The sequence below is a fragment of the Streptomyces diacarni genome (assembly GCF_003323715.1).
GTDB lineage: Bacteria > Actinomycetota > Actinomycetes > Streptomycetales > Streptomycetaceae > Streptomyces > Streptomyces diacarni.
Map to the genome: position 1 here is coordinate 352,162 of NZ_QOIN01000048.1, position 15,315 is coordinate 367,476.

Genomic DNA, 15,315 nt, shown 5'->3' on the forward strand with positions numbered 1-15,315 from the left:
GAGACTTGCCGGCGGCAGGTCCCGGAGAGTGCGAGGAGGTCGATGAAGATGGTCCTCGCTCTGCTGCTGTGCGGCGTGGTCGTTCTGCTGGTGATCGCGGGGCTTTTCGCCTTCGGGGTACGCAGGCGGCTGATCCAGCGGTCCGGCGGAACGTTCGACTGCAACCTGCGGTGGGCGGTATCCGAGGAGGAGGCCGCCGAGCCGAAGGGAAAAGGGTGGGCGTACGGAATCGCCCGCTACAACGGCGACCGCATCGAGTGGTTCCGCGTCTTCTCCTATGCCCCCAGGCCCCGCCGCCATCTGGTGCGCGGGGCCATCGACGTTCTCGAGCGCCGTTCGCCGCAGGGCGACGAGGAGCAGGCGCTGCTGTCCGACTCCGTCGTGCTGGCGTGCGCGGTGGGGCCCGAACGGGTACGGGTCGAGCTGGCGCTCAGCGAGGACGCGCTGACGGGGTTCCTCGCCTGGCTGGAGGCCGCCCCTCCGGGCCAGCGCGTCAACGTGGCCTGAGCGGGAGGTCTCAGCCTGTCAGGGGCGTCAGCCGGGCAGCGCCGCGACCGGGCAGGGCTGTCAGCCGAGCAGCGCCGCGATCGTGAAGAGCACGGGCACCGCCAGTACGGTCGAGACGAGTATGGATTCGCGGGCCAGCCGCGTGGCGACCCCGTAGCGGCTCGCGTAGGCGAACAGGTTCTGCGCGGAGGGCAGCGCGGCCGTCACGACGACGGTGAACAGCGCCCGGCCCCCCAGGCCGAATACGAAGGTCCCCAGGGCCCAGGCGACGAGCGGCTGGCCGAGCGATTTGAGCAGCACCGAGAGCACCAGCGGCCCGCGCTCTCCGTCCCGCCCCGGCAGGGCGCTGCCGTGCAGCGAGATGCCGAAGGCCAGCAGTACGGCGGGCACGGACATCGCGCCGATGAGGTGGAAGGGCTCCATGACCGGTTCCGGCACCCGCCACCCGGACGCGGCGACGGCGACCCCGGCGAGCGAGCCGACGACGATGGGGTTGCGCAGGGGGCTGGTGAGGCGCCGCGGCAGGCTGTCGCCGCCGCCCGAGGTGGTGACGTCGAGGACGGTGAGTCCGACGGGTGTCATCACCAGCAGTTGGAAGAGCAGCACGGGGGCGACCAGCGAGGCGTCCCCCAGCACGTAGGCGGCGACGGGGATGCCGAGGTTGCCCGCGTTGACGTATCCGGAGCACAGCGCGCCGACCGTCGTCGGTGCGGCGGGCCAGCGGCGTGCCGCGCCGACGAGGGCGTAGCCGCCTGCCATCGCCGCGGCGGACAGCGCGGTGATGGCCAGGGGTGCGGAGGCGAGGACCGTCAGGTCGGCCTGCGAGAGGGTCTCGAACATCAGCGCGGGGCTGGCGACGTGGAAGGCGAGCTTGGTGAGGACCTCGCGGCCACCGTCGCCGAGGAGGGCGAAGCGGCCCAGGACGTAGCCGGTGCCGATGACGGCGGCGATGACGGCGAAGCCGGTGAGCACGCCGGACACGGCGGACCTCCCCCTGCACGGATCGGGACTCGCTCAATTGTCCGGATGTCGTCGAGGGGGCCGACCAGCGGGTCCCCGCCGGTCGGCCGGACCGTCACGGGGCGGTGATCCCCACCTCCTGCGCGAGGACCGCCGCCTGCGTCCTGCTGCGCAGCTCCAGCTTGGCCAGCAGCCTGCTGACGTGGGTCTTGACGGTGGCCTCCGCCATGGCGAGGCGGTCGGCGATCTCGACGTTGGAGAGGCCTTCGCCGAGGCAGCCGAGGACCTCGCGCTCGCGGCGGGTCAGTCCGCTCAGGCCGGGCGGAGGCTCCTGCGCGGCGCGTGCGGCCCGCGACGGTGCGCTCGCGAACTCGGCGATCAGCCTGCGGGTCACGGCGGGGGCGATCATGCCGTCGCCGCGGGCGACGGTGCGGACGGCCTCGACGAGTGCGGCGGCCTCGCTGTCCTTGAGCAGGAATCCGGCCGCGCCCGCGCGCAGCGCCCCGAAGACGTAGCTGTCGTGGTCGAAGGTGGTCAGCACCAGCACGTCCCCGACCCCGGCCTCGACGATGCGGCGGGTGGCGCTCACCCCGTCGAGCCGCGGCATCTGGATGTCCATCAGCACGACATCGGGCTCCAGCGTGTGCGCGAGCCTCACCGCCTCCTCGCCGTCGCCGGCCTCCCCGACGACGTCGATGCCGGGGGCGTGCCGGAGGATGAGGACGATGCCGGCGCGTACGGCCTGCTGGTCCTCGGCGACGAGGACGCGGAGGCGCGGGGCAGCGCCTGCCGCCTCCCGCGGCCGGTCCCCGCCGTGCTCCGCCGGTGCGGACCGGTCCGCCCCGTTCCCGGCGCCGGGCTGCGTCATTCTTCCGTCTCCCTGCGCTCGTTGCGGCGGTTTCCGCGTGCGGTCCCCGGCGCGCGGTCCGTCTTGTCCTGTGCGGGCAGCACGGCGTGGACGTCCCAGACGTGCCGGCCCCCGGGCGCCGTGCAAGGGCCCGCGGTCAGGGTGCCGTTCAGCAGCTCGACGCGCTCCCGCATGCCGGTCAGACCCGCCCCGGCACCCGGAGCGCGCGGGGGACCGCCGGGCTCTTCCCGGTCCGCCAGCGGGCTGGTGACGCGCAGGCACAGCCCGACGTGCGAACCGTCGTCGCGGTGCGGTGCGACGGCGACGGTGACCTCGCCGGGCGCTGCGTGCTTGAGCGCGTTGGTGACCGCCTCCTGGACGACCCGGTAGGCGGCCAGCTCCACGGGTGTCGGCAGCGGCGGGTCGCCCGGCGCGCGCCGGTCGGTGAGGACGAAGGTGCGGTCGTCGCCCGCCCTCGCACGGGCCCGCTCCAGCAGGGCGTCGAGGCCGTCGAGAGACGGCGTCGCGGTGGGCTCGTCGGCGCCGGTCGCGTTGCGCAGCAGGCCGATGAGGCGGCGCATCTCCGCCAGGCCCTGCACACTGTTCTCGCGGATGACGCCCAGCGCCTCACGGTTGGCGTCCTGGCTGCTCGGGCCGCTCTCGCCGGCGGTGAGGGAGAGCGCGGCCGTGGAGTGGATGGCGATGGCCGACAGGTGGTTGGCGACGACGTCGTGCAGTTCGCGTGCCATGCGCGTCCGCTCGGCGTTGATGGCCTGCTTGCGGTCCAACTCGGCGAGCAGCGCCGTCTGCTCGGCCCGCTGCCGCTCGGCCGCCGCCTTGTCCCGGTGGTTGCGGATCATCTCGCCCGAGGTCGTGGGCACCAGCAGGATGCCCGCGCAGGCGGCGACGAGCAGCAGCATCTCCGCACGGTGGAAGGCGAGCAGCAGCCAGGCGGAGAAGAGCACGGTGACGGCCACCGAGCCGCGCAGCACCGCGCGGGAGAAGCGGGCCGAACCGTAGAGCACCCCGGCGTAGAGCAGGTCCGTGAACAGCACGAGGGTGGCCAGCAGCGAGCCCGTCAACAGGTCGGCCACCTGCGCGGGCAGTCCGACGAGCAGCGCATAGGGCTGTGCGGTGCGGCGCACCAGTGCGGCCAGGCACATCACGGCGAGCGGCACCAGCACCAGCCAGCGGGGGCCGCGCGCCACGATCGGGTCACTGGCCAGACCGAGGACCCACAGCAGCAGGCCGCCGACGGCACCGCAGACCGCGATGAGCACGTCGTCGCGGTGGGGACGCCACGGGCGCGGCGCGCGGGTCGGCGCGGTGGCCGCGGCGGTGGTCATGGCCCCATTGTCCCGTGAGCGCCCCGTGTCAGGGCCTCCTCCGCCGGGCCGAGTGCCGGCCGGGTGCGACTGCATCTTTCGATGCAGTCGCACCCGGCCGGAATCGTCACGCCCGACGACGCCGCGCCGCCACCGCGTGGGCCACCGTGGTGGAGCACGTCCGCGCCGTGACAGCCGACTGGAGGACCCACCGTGATCGTGACGCTGATCGTCGTGAGCGAAGTCGGCTTCTGGGTGCTGCTGGCAGCCGGCCTCGCGCTGCGCTACCTGGCCAGGATGGAGAAGACGGGCGCCGCGGTGCTGCTGTGCGAGCCGCTGCTGGAGGTCGTGCTGCTGGTCGTCACCGCGATCGACCTGAAGAACGGCGCGGAGCCCGACTGGAAGCACGGGCTGGCCGCCGTCTACATCGGCTTCACCGCGACCCACGGTCACTACCTGGTGAAGTGGGCCGACGGCCATGCCGCGCACCGGCTCGGCCGCGGGCCGCGCCCGGTGAAGCCGCCCCGGTACGGGACGCCGCGGGCCGTGCACGAGTGGAAGATGGCCGCGCGCGGTGTCGGTGCGGCGGCCATCGCCGCGGCACTCCTCCAGCTGGCGGTCTGGTACGTCGGCGGGGGCGAGCAGGCCGACCCCCTGCACGCGTGGCAGGCCCGCATGGGGCTGGTGGCGGGGATCAGCCTGGTCATCGGGGCGAGCTACACGGTGTGGCCCAAGCGGGCTCCCGAGCGCGTCACGGACGGCGCGTCACACTGAGGGCCTCGCGCCGCCGCGTCGAGGGGGCGCGGCGGCGGGCCCGACGGCGGGTTCAGGCGCCGGGATCGCGGCCCGGTGCCTCCTTGGAGTCCGGCTTCTTCAGGGCCGCGAGGGTGGCACGCGTATCCGTCTTCATCCAGCCGAGCACGGTCTGCTCGGGCGGCGGCTCGAAGTCGTCGTCGGGGCTCCCGCCGAACCAGCTCCAGCTCATCTCGTACGTCATCCAGCCGGCGCGTACCTCGAGTTTCAGGCTGCCCAGACTGTTGGCGCGCTGCTCCTTGATGAGGTAGGCCTCGTCGCCGATCCCCTTCACGGGGGTCACCTTGTACTGGTAGGTCTCCGACTTCCGGTCCAGCCACGTGCGCTGCTCGGAGGCGAACTCCTTGGAGGGGTCCGCCTTCTTGTGCCATTCGATGTGCGTGGTCACGTACGTGGTCGGCGGTGTCCGCGAGGTCTCGCCGCGTTCGGTCATGGTGCGGCTGCAACTGCTCACGTCGAGCCCCTTCCGCTGCGAGGAGTACCCGTCGGGGTCGTCCGTCGCGGACGTGCTGAGCTCGTACTCCGCGACGAACGACTTCAGTTCGGCCGTCGCGCACATGTCGTGGTGGAAGAGGTGGCCCCGGTAGTCCGGCGTCGCTTCGTCGCCCTTGTCGAGCGCGCCGGTGGCCATGAGCGTCGCGGCCCAGGTGGCGGACGCGATCACCACGCCGCCCAGCGCCCACAGCCAGCGCGGTGCGCCGCGGCGCGGCGGCGTCCCCGGCGGTGGCCCGGGTGGTCCGGGCGGCCCGGCGGGTGGAGTGTGCGGCTGCGCGTACGGGTTGAACTGGTACGCGGGCATCGCGGTGGAGGTGGGTTGCTGTGAGTACGGCTGCTGCGGCTGCGCCCCCGGTATGGCCATGCGCGCACGTTACTCGGTGCCGTCGCCCTGCGAACCGGTGGCCTGGGGCAGGCGGGAGGCGAACGCGTCGAGCGCGGCGAGCGTGCCGGCGGAGTCGGTGTGCAGATGTACGTCCATCCCCAGCGCCCGCGCCGCCTCGACGTTGCGGGCCACGTCGTCGACGAACAGTGCCTTCGAGGCCTCGGCGCCCAGCAGGTCCAGGGTGTGCGTGTAGATGCGCGGATCCGGTTTGGCGTACCCCACCTCGCAGGAGAGCACGGCCACTTCCGCGGCCGGCAGCACCGCGCCGAGGTGGGGGCGGGCGTCGGGCCAGGCGTTGCTGATGAACGCGGTGGCTGCCCTGCCACGCAGCGCCGCCACCGCGTCGAGCAGCGCCCGGTCGTACACGGGGTCGGCCGCCAGGTCGGCTCGCAGCTCGGTGACGGCCTCCGCGTCCAGGTCCAGACGGTCGCGCACCACGGACCACCACTGGGGCCCGTCCATCCGGCCGACGAGCACTTCCGTGTCGTTGCCCGCGTAGACGGAGGTCACGAAGTCCTCTTCACAGATGTCCAGCCGCACCGCCCACTTGGCGGCGGCGGCAGGGAGTTTGTCCTCGACCACCACGCCGCCCAGGTCCATCAGCAGCGCGGGCCGGCCGCCCGCTGCGGGGCTCACCGCTCGCCCCCCGGCACCCACAGCACGTCGCCGACGGACTTGTTGGCCGTACGGGCGAGGATGAACAGCAGGTCGGAGAGGCGGTTGAGGTAGGTCGCGGTGAGCGGGTTCATCGTCTCGCCGTGTTCTTCCATGGCGGCCCAGGTGGAGCGCTCGGCGCGGCGGACGACGGTGCACGCTTGGTGCAGCAGCGCGGCGCCCGCCGTACCGCCCGGGAGGATGAAGGAGCGCAGCTTCTCCAGGTCCTCCAGGAACCGGTCGCAGTCGGCCTCCAGCTTGTCGATGTAGGCCTGTTCCACGCGCAGCGGCGGGAACTCGGGGTTGTCCACGACGGGGGTGGACAGGTCGGCGCCCACGTCGAACAGGTCGTTCTGGACGCGCAGCAAGGCGGTGCGGACCTCCTCGTCGAGGCCGCCGAGGGCCAGCGCGGTCCCGAGCGCGGCGTTCGCCTCGTTGGCGTCCGCGTACGCCGCGATGCGGGTGTCGGTCTTGGCCGTACGGCTCATGTCGCCGAGCGCCGTCGTGCCCTTGTCGCCGGTACGGGTGTAGATCCGCGTCAGGTTCACCATGCTGCGAGCGTAGCCCGCGTACCCGCACGTGGGAGGGTGCCCTCCGGCCTGTCGCCCGCAGCCGCGAGGAAGCGCGGCGGCGGTCGACAGGCCGGAGGGGGGAGGGGCGGCTACGCTCCGGCTTTCCTGAAGACCCGGGTGCCCAGGCCCAGCGAGGCGGCGGCGAGGGCGAGGGCGACCAGGGCGCCGAGGGCGAGCGTTCCCCCGTAGTGCCCCATGAAGGCGTCGCGCACGGCGTCGACGACGTACCGGAACGGTACGAAGTGCGACACCGCGTCCAGCCAGTCGGGCGCCAGCGCCATCGGCAGCAGGATGCCCGAGAGCAGTACGGCCGGCAGGTTGAGCGAGTTGATGACCGGCGCGAACTCCTGGGGGGAGGTGACCCGCATGGCCAGCGCGTACGACAGGGAGGCGAGTGAGGCGGCCAGGACGCCGACGAGGACGAAGCCGATCGCCACCCCCGCCACCGGGGAGCGCAGTCCGAAGGCGACGCCCACCAGCACGAGCAGGAGCGACTGGGCGAACAGCTGGAGCACGTCGCGCACCAGGCGCCCCAGCAGCAGGGCGAGCCTGCTGACGGGGGTGACGCGCAGCCGTTCCACCACGCCGTGCTGTTTCTCGATCAGGAGGGTGAACCCGGCGAACGCCGAGGAGAACAGCCCGAGCTGGACGAGGAGTCCCGGCACCAGTGTCTGCCAGGAGTCGCCGGCGCCGCCCAGGTCGATGTCGCGCAGCAGGGGGCCGAAGAAGACCAGGAACAGCAGCGGTTGGAGGAGTCCGAACAGCACGCCAAGGCGGGAGGCCAGGGTCTGCCGGACGTAGCGTCCGGCGATGATGCCGGTGTCGGTGAGCAGGTGGGACATGGGGTGTCTGTTCCTTCGGGGAGGGGCGTCTGCCGGAGGGGGTTCCTTCGGGCCGGGGGCGGGGTCACACGGCCACGGGTGCGCGCTCGGTCTCGCGCTTGGCCTCGCGTCCGGTCAGGGCGAGGAAGGCGTCCTGGAGGCCGGCTCGGGCCGAGCCGCCGTACTCCTCCTTGAGCTGGGCTGAGGTGCCCTGCGCGGCGACGCGGCCGTCGTCCACGACCACCAGCCGGTCGGCGAGTGCGTCGGCCTCGTCCAGGTAGTGCGTGGTCAGGAAGACGGTCATCCCGCGCTGTTCCCTCAGGCGCCGCACGAGCTGCCACAGGTCGGCGCGGCTGCCGGGATCGAGGCCGGTCGTCGGCTCGTCGAGGAAGAGCAGGCTGGGCTCGTGGGTGAGCGCCATGGCGATGTCCAGGCGCCGCCGCTGGCCGCCGGAGAGCGCACGGCAGGGCCTCTCCAGCAGGTCGGTCAGGTCCAGGTCCTGTGCCAACTCCTCCGTGCGGCGGGCGGCTTCCGGCTTGGTGAGGCGGTAGAGGCGGGCCTGGGTGGTGAGCTCTTCGCGGACGCTGACGACGGGGTCGACGCCGCCGGCCTGTGCGACGTACCCGATGCGTTTCCGCACGCCCCGCGGGTCGGCGATCAGGTCGTGGCCCGCGACGGTCGCGGCGCCCGAGGTGGGCGCGAGCAGCGTGGTCAGCATGCGGAGCGTGGTGGTCTTGCCCGCGCCGTTCGGGCCGAGGAAGCCGAGGATCTCGCCTTGTTCGACGGTCAGGTCGATGCCGCGCACGGCTTCGACGGTGCGGTTTTTGGTGTGGAAGGTCCGGGTCAGTCCGGCGGTGCGGATGGCTGCTGGCATGCCCACAGAAAAACAGAGTCACTTAAATTTTGCAACGCCTCCAAAAATTAACCGACCCCACTGAGGCGGTACGATGAGGCCATGGCCAGCACTGCACCGAACGCCGGCGCCGCGTCCGCGTCAGGCGCTCCACCGGACGCCGGCACGGCACCGAAAGAGGGCCGCAGAGAGCGGAAGAAGCGGGAGACCCGGACGCGGATCTCCGACATCGCCACGGGCCTGTTCCTGGCGCGCGGCTTCGACGCGGTGACCATCGCCGAGATCGCCGAGGCCGCCGACGTCTCGGTCAACACGGTCTACAACTACTTCCCCGCCAAGGAGGACCTCTTCTTCGACCGCGAGGAGGAGATGGTGGAGCGCACCTCCGCGCTGGTACGGGACCGCGCCCCGGGCCAGTCCGCCGCCGCTGCGGTGCTGGGAAGGCTGCGCGAGGACATCGCCGAGCGGAACCTGTACGCGGGCATCAAGGAGGGCTTCGGCGACTTCATGAGCGTCGTGCGGGAGTCGCCCGCGCTGGTCGCGCGCCTGATGGTGCTGCACCACCGCACCGCCGACCGGCTGCGGCAGACGCTGGTGGAGGAGACCGGCGCGGACCCCGGGGACCCGATGCCCGAACTCGTCGCCTACGAACTGGTGAACCTGATCGACCTCGTGACCCGGCGTGCCACGGTCAGCGTCGCCGACGGCGTCTCACCCGAACAGACCGCCCGGGAAGCGCTCGCCAGGCTGGACGCCCACGCGTTCCTGGTCACCGGCGCACTGCTCAACTACGCGACGAAGCCCGCCCGCTGAGCCCCGCCCCCGCTCAGCGGTCCCGCGGTGTGATGTCCGCCATGTGAGACGTGATGCGTGTCTCTATCCGGCCCACCGCACCCGAAGAAGCGCTAATGTCCGCCCAACAGGCGGACATTCACGGGGCGCGAAGCGTACGCACCGGCGCGGGCCGGACGCCCGGCGGGACGAAGTGAGGGGAAGAACGTGGCGAAGAAGCTCGCCGTCATCGGGGCCGGCCTCATGGGCTCCGGAATCGCGCAGGTCTCCGCTCAGGCGGGCTGGGACGTGACGCTCCGCGATGTGACGGACGAGGCGCTCGCCCGCGGTACCGACGGGATCAAGGCGTCCTACGACAAGTTCGTCTCCAAGGGCAAGCTGGCGGCGGCCGACGCCGAGGCGGCGCTGGCCCGCATCATCACCACCACGGACCTGGACGCGGTGGCCGACGCGGACGTCGTGGTGGAGGCCGTCTTCGAGAAGATCGAGGTCAAGCGGGAGATCTTCGCGGCGCTCGACAAGCTCGCCGGTGAGCACGCCGTCCTCGCCTCGAACACCTCCGCCATTCCGATCACCAAGATCGCGGCAGCCACGGAACGCCCCGAGCGGGTGGTGGGCACCCACTTCTTCTCGCCGGTGCCGATGATGGCGCTGTGCGAGCTGGTGCGCGGCCACAAGACCAGCGACGAGACGCTCGCCCTCGCACGGGAGTTCGCCGAGTCCGTCGGCAAGACGTGCGTCGTCGTCAACCGGGACGTCGCCGGCTTCGTCACCACCCGGCTCATCTCGGCGCTCGTGGTCGAGGCCGCCAAGCTGCACGAGTCGGGCGTCGCCTCGGCGGAGGACATCGACACCGCGTGCAGGCTCGGCTTCGGCCACGCCATGGGCCCGCTGGCCACCGCGGACCTGACCGGCGTCGACATCCTGCTGCACGCCACGGAGAACATCTACACCGAGTCCAGGGACGGCAAGTTCGCCCCGCCCGAGTCGATGCGGCGGATGGTCGACGCGGGAGACCTCGGACGCAAGAGCGGACAGGGCTTCTACGAGCACTGAGGTCCGTCGGCTCCCGGCCGCCTCACCGGCCGGGAGCGCCCCGCGGCCGGGACGCGCTCGCCCGCAAGGGTGAAACTCCGTATCGGTCGGGAAACGAACGGCAACGCGGCCGCACCGTAACCCGTCATCTCCAGTGGGGCCGCCGCGGAAGCGGACTCCGGGGCCGCCCCGGGTCCGCCCGTCCGACGGCGCACCACCGGCTCGTCGGACACACCGGCTCGTCGGACACACCGGCTCGCCTGCCTACCGGCCCCCCGGGGCGAGCGGGGGACCACCGCCGCGGTCCACCCGGCAGCGCTCATGGCTCGCCGCAGCACAGTTGAAGGATTCACGCCACGGACACCACTCCGGGAGCACATATGCACATCAGGGGCGACCACGCCGAGCTGGTCGTCGGAGGTCGTCTCGACGTCCGCAGCGCCGCGGACGCCCGCACGGTCCTGCACGCCGCTGTCGACGGGGGTGACGGCGATCTCGTGCTCGACCTCGCCGGGCTCGACTCGTGGGACGCCACGGGGCTCGGCGTGATCATGGGAGCGCACCGCCGCGCCGGGCGTTGCGGCAGGAGACTCGTGCTGCGGAAGGTCCCGCCGCAGATGCAGCGCGTGCTGGTGGCCACCCGGCTGCACCGGATCCTGGCCATCGAGCCCCGGCCGGTGAGCGGCCGCGGCGCAGGTCCGGAGGGGTCCGCCAGTACCGGCGTCCTGGCGAACCCATGACAATCCCGTCGGTCCCGGCTCCGCATCGCTCCGCTTCCTGGAGAATGGAGAGCGCGCGCCGGACCGACCCCGCTCGGGTGGCCGGTCGCGACATCTGTTCTTGGGAGACATGACCATGGATCGGCACGCCAGCGATCGACCCCCGCACGGGGACCAGCACGAGCCCACCGGCGACGCGCCCGGACCGGCCCCCGACGCCGGCGGCCCCAGCGGTGAGGCGGCCAGGGCCGTGCGGCTCGTCGCCGAGCAGTACCTCGTCACGGTCAATCCCGTCGACGGCAGCGAGGTCGAGCCCTGCCCGCCCGGCACCCGGCAGGAGACGCCGCCCAAGCTCGCCGCGCCCGACCGGCCGGTGGCCGAGACCCCCACCGCCGCCGCGAAGCTGCCGCCCGGCAGCCTCGTCGAGCGGGACGAGGAGCGCGAGCGGCTGGTACGGCTGCTCTCGCGGGGCCGCTCCGTGCGGCTGACCGGGCCCGCCGGGTCGGGCCGCAGCGTCCTGCTCGACGTCGTCGCCGAGGACGTCGCCCACCTCGCCCCCGACGGCGTCGTCCGCCTCAGCGGCCACCGCCGCACTCCGAGCGACCTGCTGTACGACCTGTTCGCGGCCGTGCACAGCGCCCCTCTCCACCGGCCGGGCAAGACCGAACTGGTGCGCGCCCTGGCCGGGATCGGCGCCATCGTGCTCGTCGACGACCTGGAGTTCGGCGGCGCGGCCCTCGACGAACTGCTGCGGGCCACCCCCGAGTGCGCCTTCCTCTTCGCCGCCACCCCCGGGGTGACCGCGCCGACCGCGGACTCCTGCGTCGAGGAGGTCTTCCTGGCGGGGCTGAGCCGCACCGCCTGCCTCGACCTGCTGGAGCGGGCCATCCACCGGCAGCTCACCGACGAGGAGGCCGACTGGGCGGCCGGACTCTGGTTCGACGCGGAGGGCCTGGCGCTGCGCTTCGTCCAGGCCGGCGCGCTGCTGCGGTTGCAGGCCGACGGCGGTGTCGTGCCAGGACTCGCCGGCGACGCCGCCCTCGCGCCCCCGCTGGCCGCCGCGCTTCCCGAGTCGGGCCGTGAGGCGCTGCGCCTCGCCCTCGCGCTCGACGGCGAGGTCCCGCACCCCACCCACCTGCCCGCGCTCACCGGCGACCCGAACGCCGGCGACAGCATCACGGAACTGCTGGCCTTCGGCCTGATCAGCCCGGCGGGCGACCACTTCAAGCTGGCCGCGGGCGTCGCCGGGCAGCTCGCCGAGGCCGGCTACGGCGAAGGCCGCGACGCCCACGCGCTCGCCGCCGCACAGCACTACACCTGGTGGACGGGGCATCCCTCCGTCAGCGCCGACCGGGTCACCCAGGAGGCCGACGCGGCTCTGGCCGCCGCCCGCGGCGCCCACCAGGGCGGCTGCTCCAGCGCCGCCGTGCTGCTCGCCCGCACCGCCGCACCCGTCCTCGCGGCAGGGATGCGCTGGAGCGCCTGGGAGCGGATGCTGCGCTGCGGACAGGAGTCGGCCCGCGCCTCGGGCGAGCTCGCCGAAGAGGCCTACTTCCACCACGAGCTGGGCGTCCTCGCGCTGGCCGCGGGCAACCCGGAGCGGGCGCGTACCGAGCTGGAGGCCGCGATCGCGCTGCGGGGCACCCTCGCGGAGCAGCGCGGCATGGTCGCGGGCCGCCGGGCGCTCGCTCTGGTGAACGACCGGCTCGCCTCTCCGGCGGCCGGTGCCGCGGGCGCGGCGGGAGCGGCCTTCGGGGCCTGGACCCGGCCGACACCGGCAGGCGGGCAGGCACCGGTGGACACGTCGAAGACCCCGGCCGACGCCACCCCCGTGGCGCCGCAGCCGGGGGCGGCGGCCACGCCGCCCGGCTCCACCGGCGCGACCACCGCGGTCGTCTCTTCCGCCGACTCCGCGGACCAGGCACCGGGCGGCACGCTGATCTCCCCGTCCGACCAGGCGTTCCCCTCCTCGGGCGCGGCCGGCGGCGACCCCGCGGGCGGACCGGGCCGCAGCGGCCGGCACGGCGCCCCGCGCGGCTGGCGCGCCTTCACCAGCAGCAAGCGGAACGTGGCGGCGGCGGGCGCCGGCGCCCTGCTCGCCGCCGTGCTCGGCACCGTGGTCACCCTGGGCACCGTCTCCGACGACAGCACACCCGACACCGTGCGGCCCGGCTCCTCCCCCTCCCAGGACGACCAGGACAACGCACCCGGTGACGAGGCGCCCGGGGACAGCGGCGACACCGGTGCCCCCGACCGCCGCCAACCGGCCGCAGGCACCCCGTCGCGGGACACGAAGGCCCCGGGCTCCGGCGAGCGCAAGAGCCAGGCGCCCACGCACGAGACCAGCCCCGGCAAGCACACCCCCAGCTCTCCCGAGGAGTCCTCCAGCGACCCCGGAGGGGACGACCCGCCCTCCTCGCCCGAGGACCCGCCCTCCTCCCCGGACGACCCGCCGTCGTCGCCGGACGACCCGCCCACCTCCGACGACCCTTCGGACCCGCCCACCGACGACCCGACCACGCAGGACCCGCCGTCCTCGCCCTCGTCGAGCGGTAACGGCGGCGGCGACGGCGGCGGCGACGGCGGTTCCTCCAGCGGCACACCCACAGGCCGGGCCCCCAGCGGCGGCAGCACGCAGCCGGGCACGCCGAGCGGGTCGGACCGGTAGCGGGAGCCGGCAGCGGGAGACCGCGACCGGGTCGTAGTCCCGGCATCAGCCGATCGGTTGATGCCAGGACGAGAGCGTTGGGCGATGTGCGCACGGTGGCCGCTGCGGCACGCTCGTGCCATGCCACTCATCGAAGTCAGCGGGCTGCGCAAGGAGTACGAGGGGCGCCCGGTCGTGGACGGCGTGAGCTTCTGTGTCGAGGAGGGCGAGATCTTCGGCGTCCTCGGCCCGAACGGCGCGGGGAAGACCACCACGGTCGAGTGCGTGGAGGGGCTGCGCACCCCTGATGCGGGACGGGTCCGCGTCGCGGGCCTCGACCCCGTCGCCGACCACGACGACGTCGCGCAACTCCTCGGCGCCCAGCTCCAGGAGAGCCGGCTCCAGCCCAAGATCACGGTGCGCGAGGCGCTGCGGATGTACTCCGCGTTCTACCGGCAGCCGGCCGACTGGCGCGCTCTCGCCGCGAAGCTGGGGCTCCAGGACCGCCTCGACGTACGGTTCGGCACGCTGTCGGGCGGCCAGAAGCAGCGGCTGTTCATCGCGCTGGCCCTCGTCGGCAGCCCCAGGGCCGTGGTGCTGGACGAGCTGACGACCGGCCTGGACCCCCGGGCCCGCCGGACGGTGTGGGAACTGGTCGAGGACATCCGCGACTCCGGTGTGACGGTGCTGCTGGTCACCCACCTCATGGAGGAGGCGCAGCGGCTCTGCGACCGGGTCGCCGTCATCGACGGGGGCCGGCTGGCCGCGCTGGGCACCCCGGCCGAGCTGATCAGCCAGAAGGCCGACCCCACGGTCATCGCCTTCACCCCCTCGCAGCCGCTGCCGGAAGGGGAGCTGAGCGCGCTTCCCGGCGCCCGCTCGGTACGGACCCAAGGGCCCCGCGTCACCCTGCACGGCACGGACGAGACGGTCGACGCCCTTTTGACCACCCTGGCGCGGCGCCGCATCACCGCGGGCCAACTCCGCGTCAAGGACGCCTCGCTGGACGACGCCTTCCTCGACCTGACCGGCAACGAGTCCGCGGCGCCCCGCCCGGCACACGCCCACCAGGAGAACCTGACATGACGACCGCGCACCTGTCCGGCACGGCCGCGCCCCCGCACGGCGCCAAACCGGCGGGCCCGTCCGCCCTGCTGTCCGTCCTGCGTACCGAGTTCCGGCTCTTCCTGCGCGAGCCGGGCGCGCTCTTCTGGGTCGTCGTCTTCCCGCCCGCGCTGCTGACGATCCTCGGCTGCATCCCCTCCTTCCGCGAGGCGTCCGCCGATCTCGGCGGACGGCGGACGGTGGACCTGTACGTTCCGGTGGCCGTCCTGCTGTCGATGATCGTCTCCGGCGTGCAGACGATGCCGAGCATCCTGACGGGCTACCGCGAACGCGGCATCCTGCGCAGGCTCCGCGCCACCCCCGCCAGACCCCACCACCTGCTGACCGCCCAGATCGTGCTCCACGGCTGCGCCAGCGCCGCCTCGGTACTCCTCGTCCTCGCCATCGGGCGGCTCGCCTTCGACGTCTCACTGCCCGGGCAGCTCGCCGGATACCTGGTGGCCGCCGCGCTGACGGCGGGCGCGGCTCTCTCGCTCGGCGCCGTGCTCAGTGCGATCGCCAGGACCACCAAGATCGCGCAGACGGTCGGCACCCTCGCCTTCTTCCCCATGATGTTCACCGCCGGAGTGTGGCTCCCGGTCCAGGCGATGCCCGACACCCTCCGCCACCTCGTCGAGTTCACCCCGTTCGGCGCCGCCTCCCAGGCCCTCGACCAAGCGGCGACGGGCAGCTGGCCCGGCTGGACGCATCTGGGGGTGACGGCGCTGTGGACAGCGGTCTTCGTGTGGACAGCGGTGCGCCGGTTCCGCTGGGAGTAGCCGACGT

General features: G+C 73.4%; 16 protein-coding genes. 8 read left to right on the plus strand and 8 right to left on the minus strand.

Annotation, left to right across the window (positions count from 1 at the left end):
* Positions 1–48: 48 nt before the first annotated feature.
* Positions 49–507 carry a DUF2550 domain-containing protein gene (locus DTL70_RS23450; RefSeq protein ID WP_114024271.1) on the plus strand — a complete coding sequence of 153 codons (459 nt, stop codon included), beginning with the start codon at positions 49–51 and terminating at the stop codon, positions 505–507.
* 60 nt (positions 508–567) lie between these two features.
* On the opposite strand, the gene DTL70_RS23455 is transcribed toward DTL70_RS23450, so the two are convergent.
* The 3 genes from DTL70_RS23455 to DTL70_RS23465 form a co-directional block, all read right to left on the minus strand.
* Positions 568–1,488, minus strand: a complete 921-nt coding sequence (locus DTL70_RS23455) for an AEC family transporter (RefSeq protein ID WP_114023939.1) — start codon at positions 1,486–1,488, stop codon at positions 568–570.
* 94 nt (positions 1,489–1,582) lie between these two features.
* Positions 1,583–2,335 (minus strand): response regulator, encoded by a 753-nt coding sequence (locus DTL70_RS23460; protein WP_114023940.1) that lies wholly within the window; start codon positions 2,333–2,335, stop codon positions 1,583–1,585.
* Entirely contained in the window at positions 2,332–3,660 is a 1,329-nt protein-coding gene (locus DTL70_RS23465) for a sensor histidine kinase (protein WP_114023941.1), read from the minus strand. Before DTL70_RS23465 ends, DTL70_RS23460 begins: the two co-directional genes overlap by 4 nt.
* Before the next feature lie 192 nt (positions 3,661–3,852).
* Here DTL70_RS23465 and DTL70_RS23470 point away from each other — a divergent pair, with 192 nt between their 5' ends.
* Positions 3,853–4,413 (plus strand): hypothetical protein, encoded by a 561-nt coding sequence (locus DTL70_RS23470; RefSeq protein ID WP_114023942.1) that lies wholly within the window; start codon positions 3,853–3,855, stop codon positions 4,411–4,413.
* Positions 4,414–4,465: 52 nt separating this feature from the next.
* Here the strand turns inward: DTL70_RS23470 and DTL70_RS23475 are convergent, their stop codons facing one another.
* The 5 genes from DTL70_RS23475 to DTL70_RS23495 form a co-directional block, all read right to left on the minus strand.
* Positions 4,466–5,311, minus strand: a complete 846-nt coding sequence (locus DTL70_RS23475; protein ID WP_245979575.1) for a hypothetical protein — start codon at positions 5,309–5,311, stop codon at positions 4,466–4,468.
* A 9-nt stretch (positions 5,312–5,320) separates the two neighbouring features.
* Entirely contained in the window at positions 5,321–5,968 is a 648-nt protein-coding gene (locus DTL70_RS23480) for an HAD family hydrolase (RefSeq protein WP_245979577.1), read from the minus strand.
* Positions 5,965–6,537 (minus strand): cob(I)yrinic acid a,c-diamide adenosyltransferase, encoded by a 573-nt coding sequence (locus DTL70_RS23485; protein ID WP_114023944.1) that lies wholly within the window; start codon positions 6,535–6,537, stop codon positions 5,965–5,967. The genes DTL70_RS23480 and DTL70_RS23485 overlap by 4 nt, the downstream gene beginning before the upstream one ends.
* A gap of 110 nt (positions 6,538–6,647) precedes the next feature.
* A complete protein-coding gene (locus tag DTL70_RS23490; RefSeq protein WP_114023945.1) occupies positions 6,648–7,400 on the minus strand; it encodes an ABC transporter permease in 753 nt (250 codons plus the stop codon).
* 64 nt (positions 7,401–7,464) lie between these two features.
* Positions 7,465–8,253 carry an ABC transporter ATP-binding protein gene (locus DTL70_RS23495; protein ID WP_114024273.1) on the minus strand — a complete coding sequence of 263 codons (789 nt, stop codon included), beginning with the start codon at positions 8,251–8,253 and terminating at the stop codon, positions 7,465–7,467.
* An 81-nt stretch (positions 8,254–8,334) separates the two neighbouring features.
* Between DTL70_RS23495 and DTL70_RS23500 the strand changes: the two genes are divergently transcribed.
* The 6 genes from DTL70_RS23500 to DTL70_RS23525 all read left to right on the plus strand — a co-directional run bounded on the left by DTL70_RS23500 (position 8,335) and on the right by DTL70_RS23525 (position 15,308).
* A complete protein-coding gene (locus DTL70_RS23500; protein ID WP_114023946.1) occupies positions 8,335–9,045 on the plus strand; it encodes a TetR/AcrR family transcriptional regulator in 711 nt (236 codons plus the stop codon).
* A gap of 186 nt (positions 9,046–9,231) precedes the next feature.
* On the plus strand, positions 9,232–10,080 hold the full coding sequence (locus DTL70_RS23505) for a 3-hydroxyacyl-CoA dehydrogenase family protein (RefSeq protein WP_114023947.1): 849 nt from the start codon (positions 9,232–9,234) through the stop codon (positions 10,078–10,080).
* 359 nt (positions 10,081–10,439) lie between these two features.
* Positions 10,440–10,799, plus strand: a complete 360-nt coding sequence (locus DTL70_RS23510) for an STAS domain-containing protein (RefSeq protein WP_242757726.1) — start codon at positions 10,440–10,442, stop codon at positions 10,797–10,799.
* Positions 10,800–10,914: 115 nt separating this feature from the next.
* Positions 10,915–13,446, plus strand: coding sequence for an ATP-binding protein (locus tag DTL70_RS23515; RefSeq protein ID WP_245979578.1), 2,532 nt, complete (start codon positions 10,915–10,917; stop codon positions 13,444–13,446).
* A 120-nt stretch (positions 13,447–13,566) separates the two neighbouring features.
* On the plus strand, positions 13,567–14,511 hold the full coding sequence (locus DTL70_RS23520) for an ABC transporter ATP-binding protein (RefSeq protein ID WP_114023949.1): 945 nt from the start codon (positions 13,567–13,569) through the stop codon (positions 14,509–14,511).
* The gene (locus DTL70_RS23525; protein ID WP_114023950.1) at positions 14,508–15,308 is read left to right on the plus strand and encodes an ABC transporter permease; all 801 of its coding nucleotides are present in this window, start codon (positions 14,508–14,510) and stop codon (positions 15,306–15,308) included. Before DTL70_RS23520 ends, DTL70_RS23525 begins: the two co-directional genes overlap by 4 nt.
* Positions 15,309–15,315 lie beyond the last annotated feature (7 nt).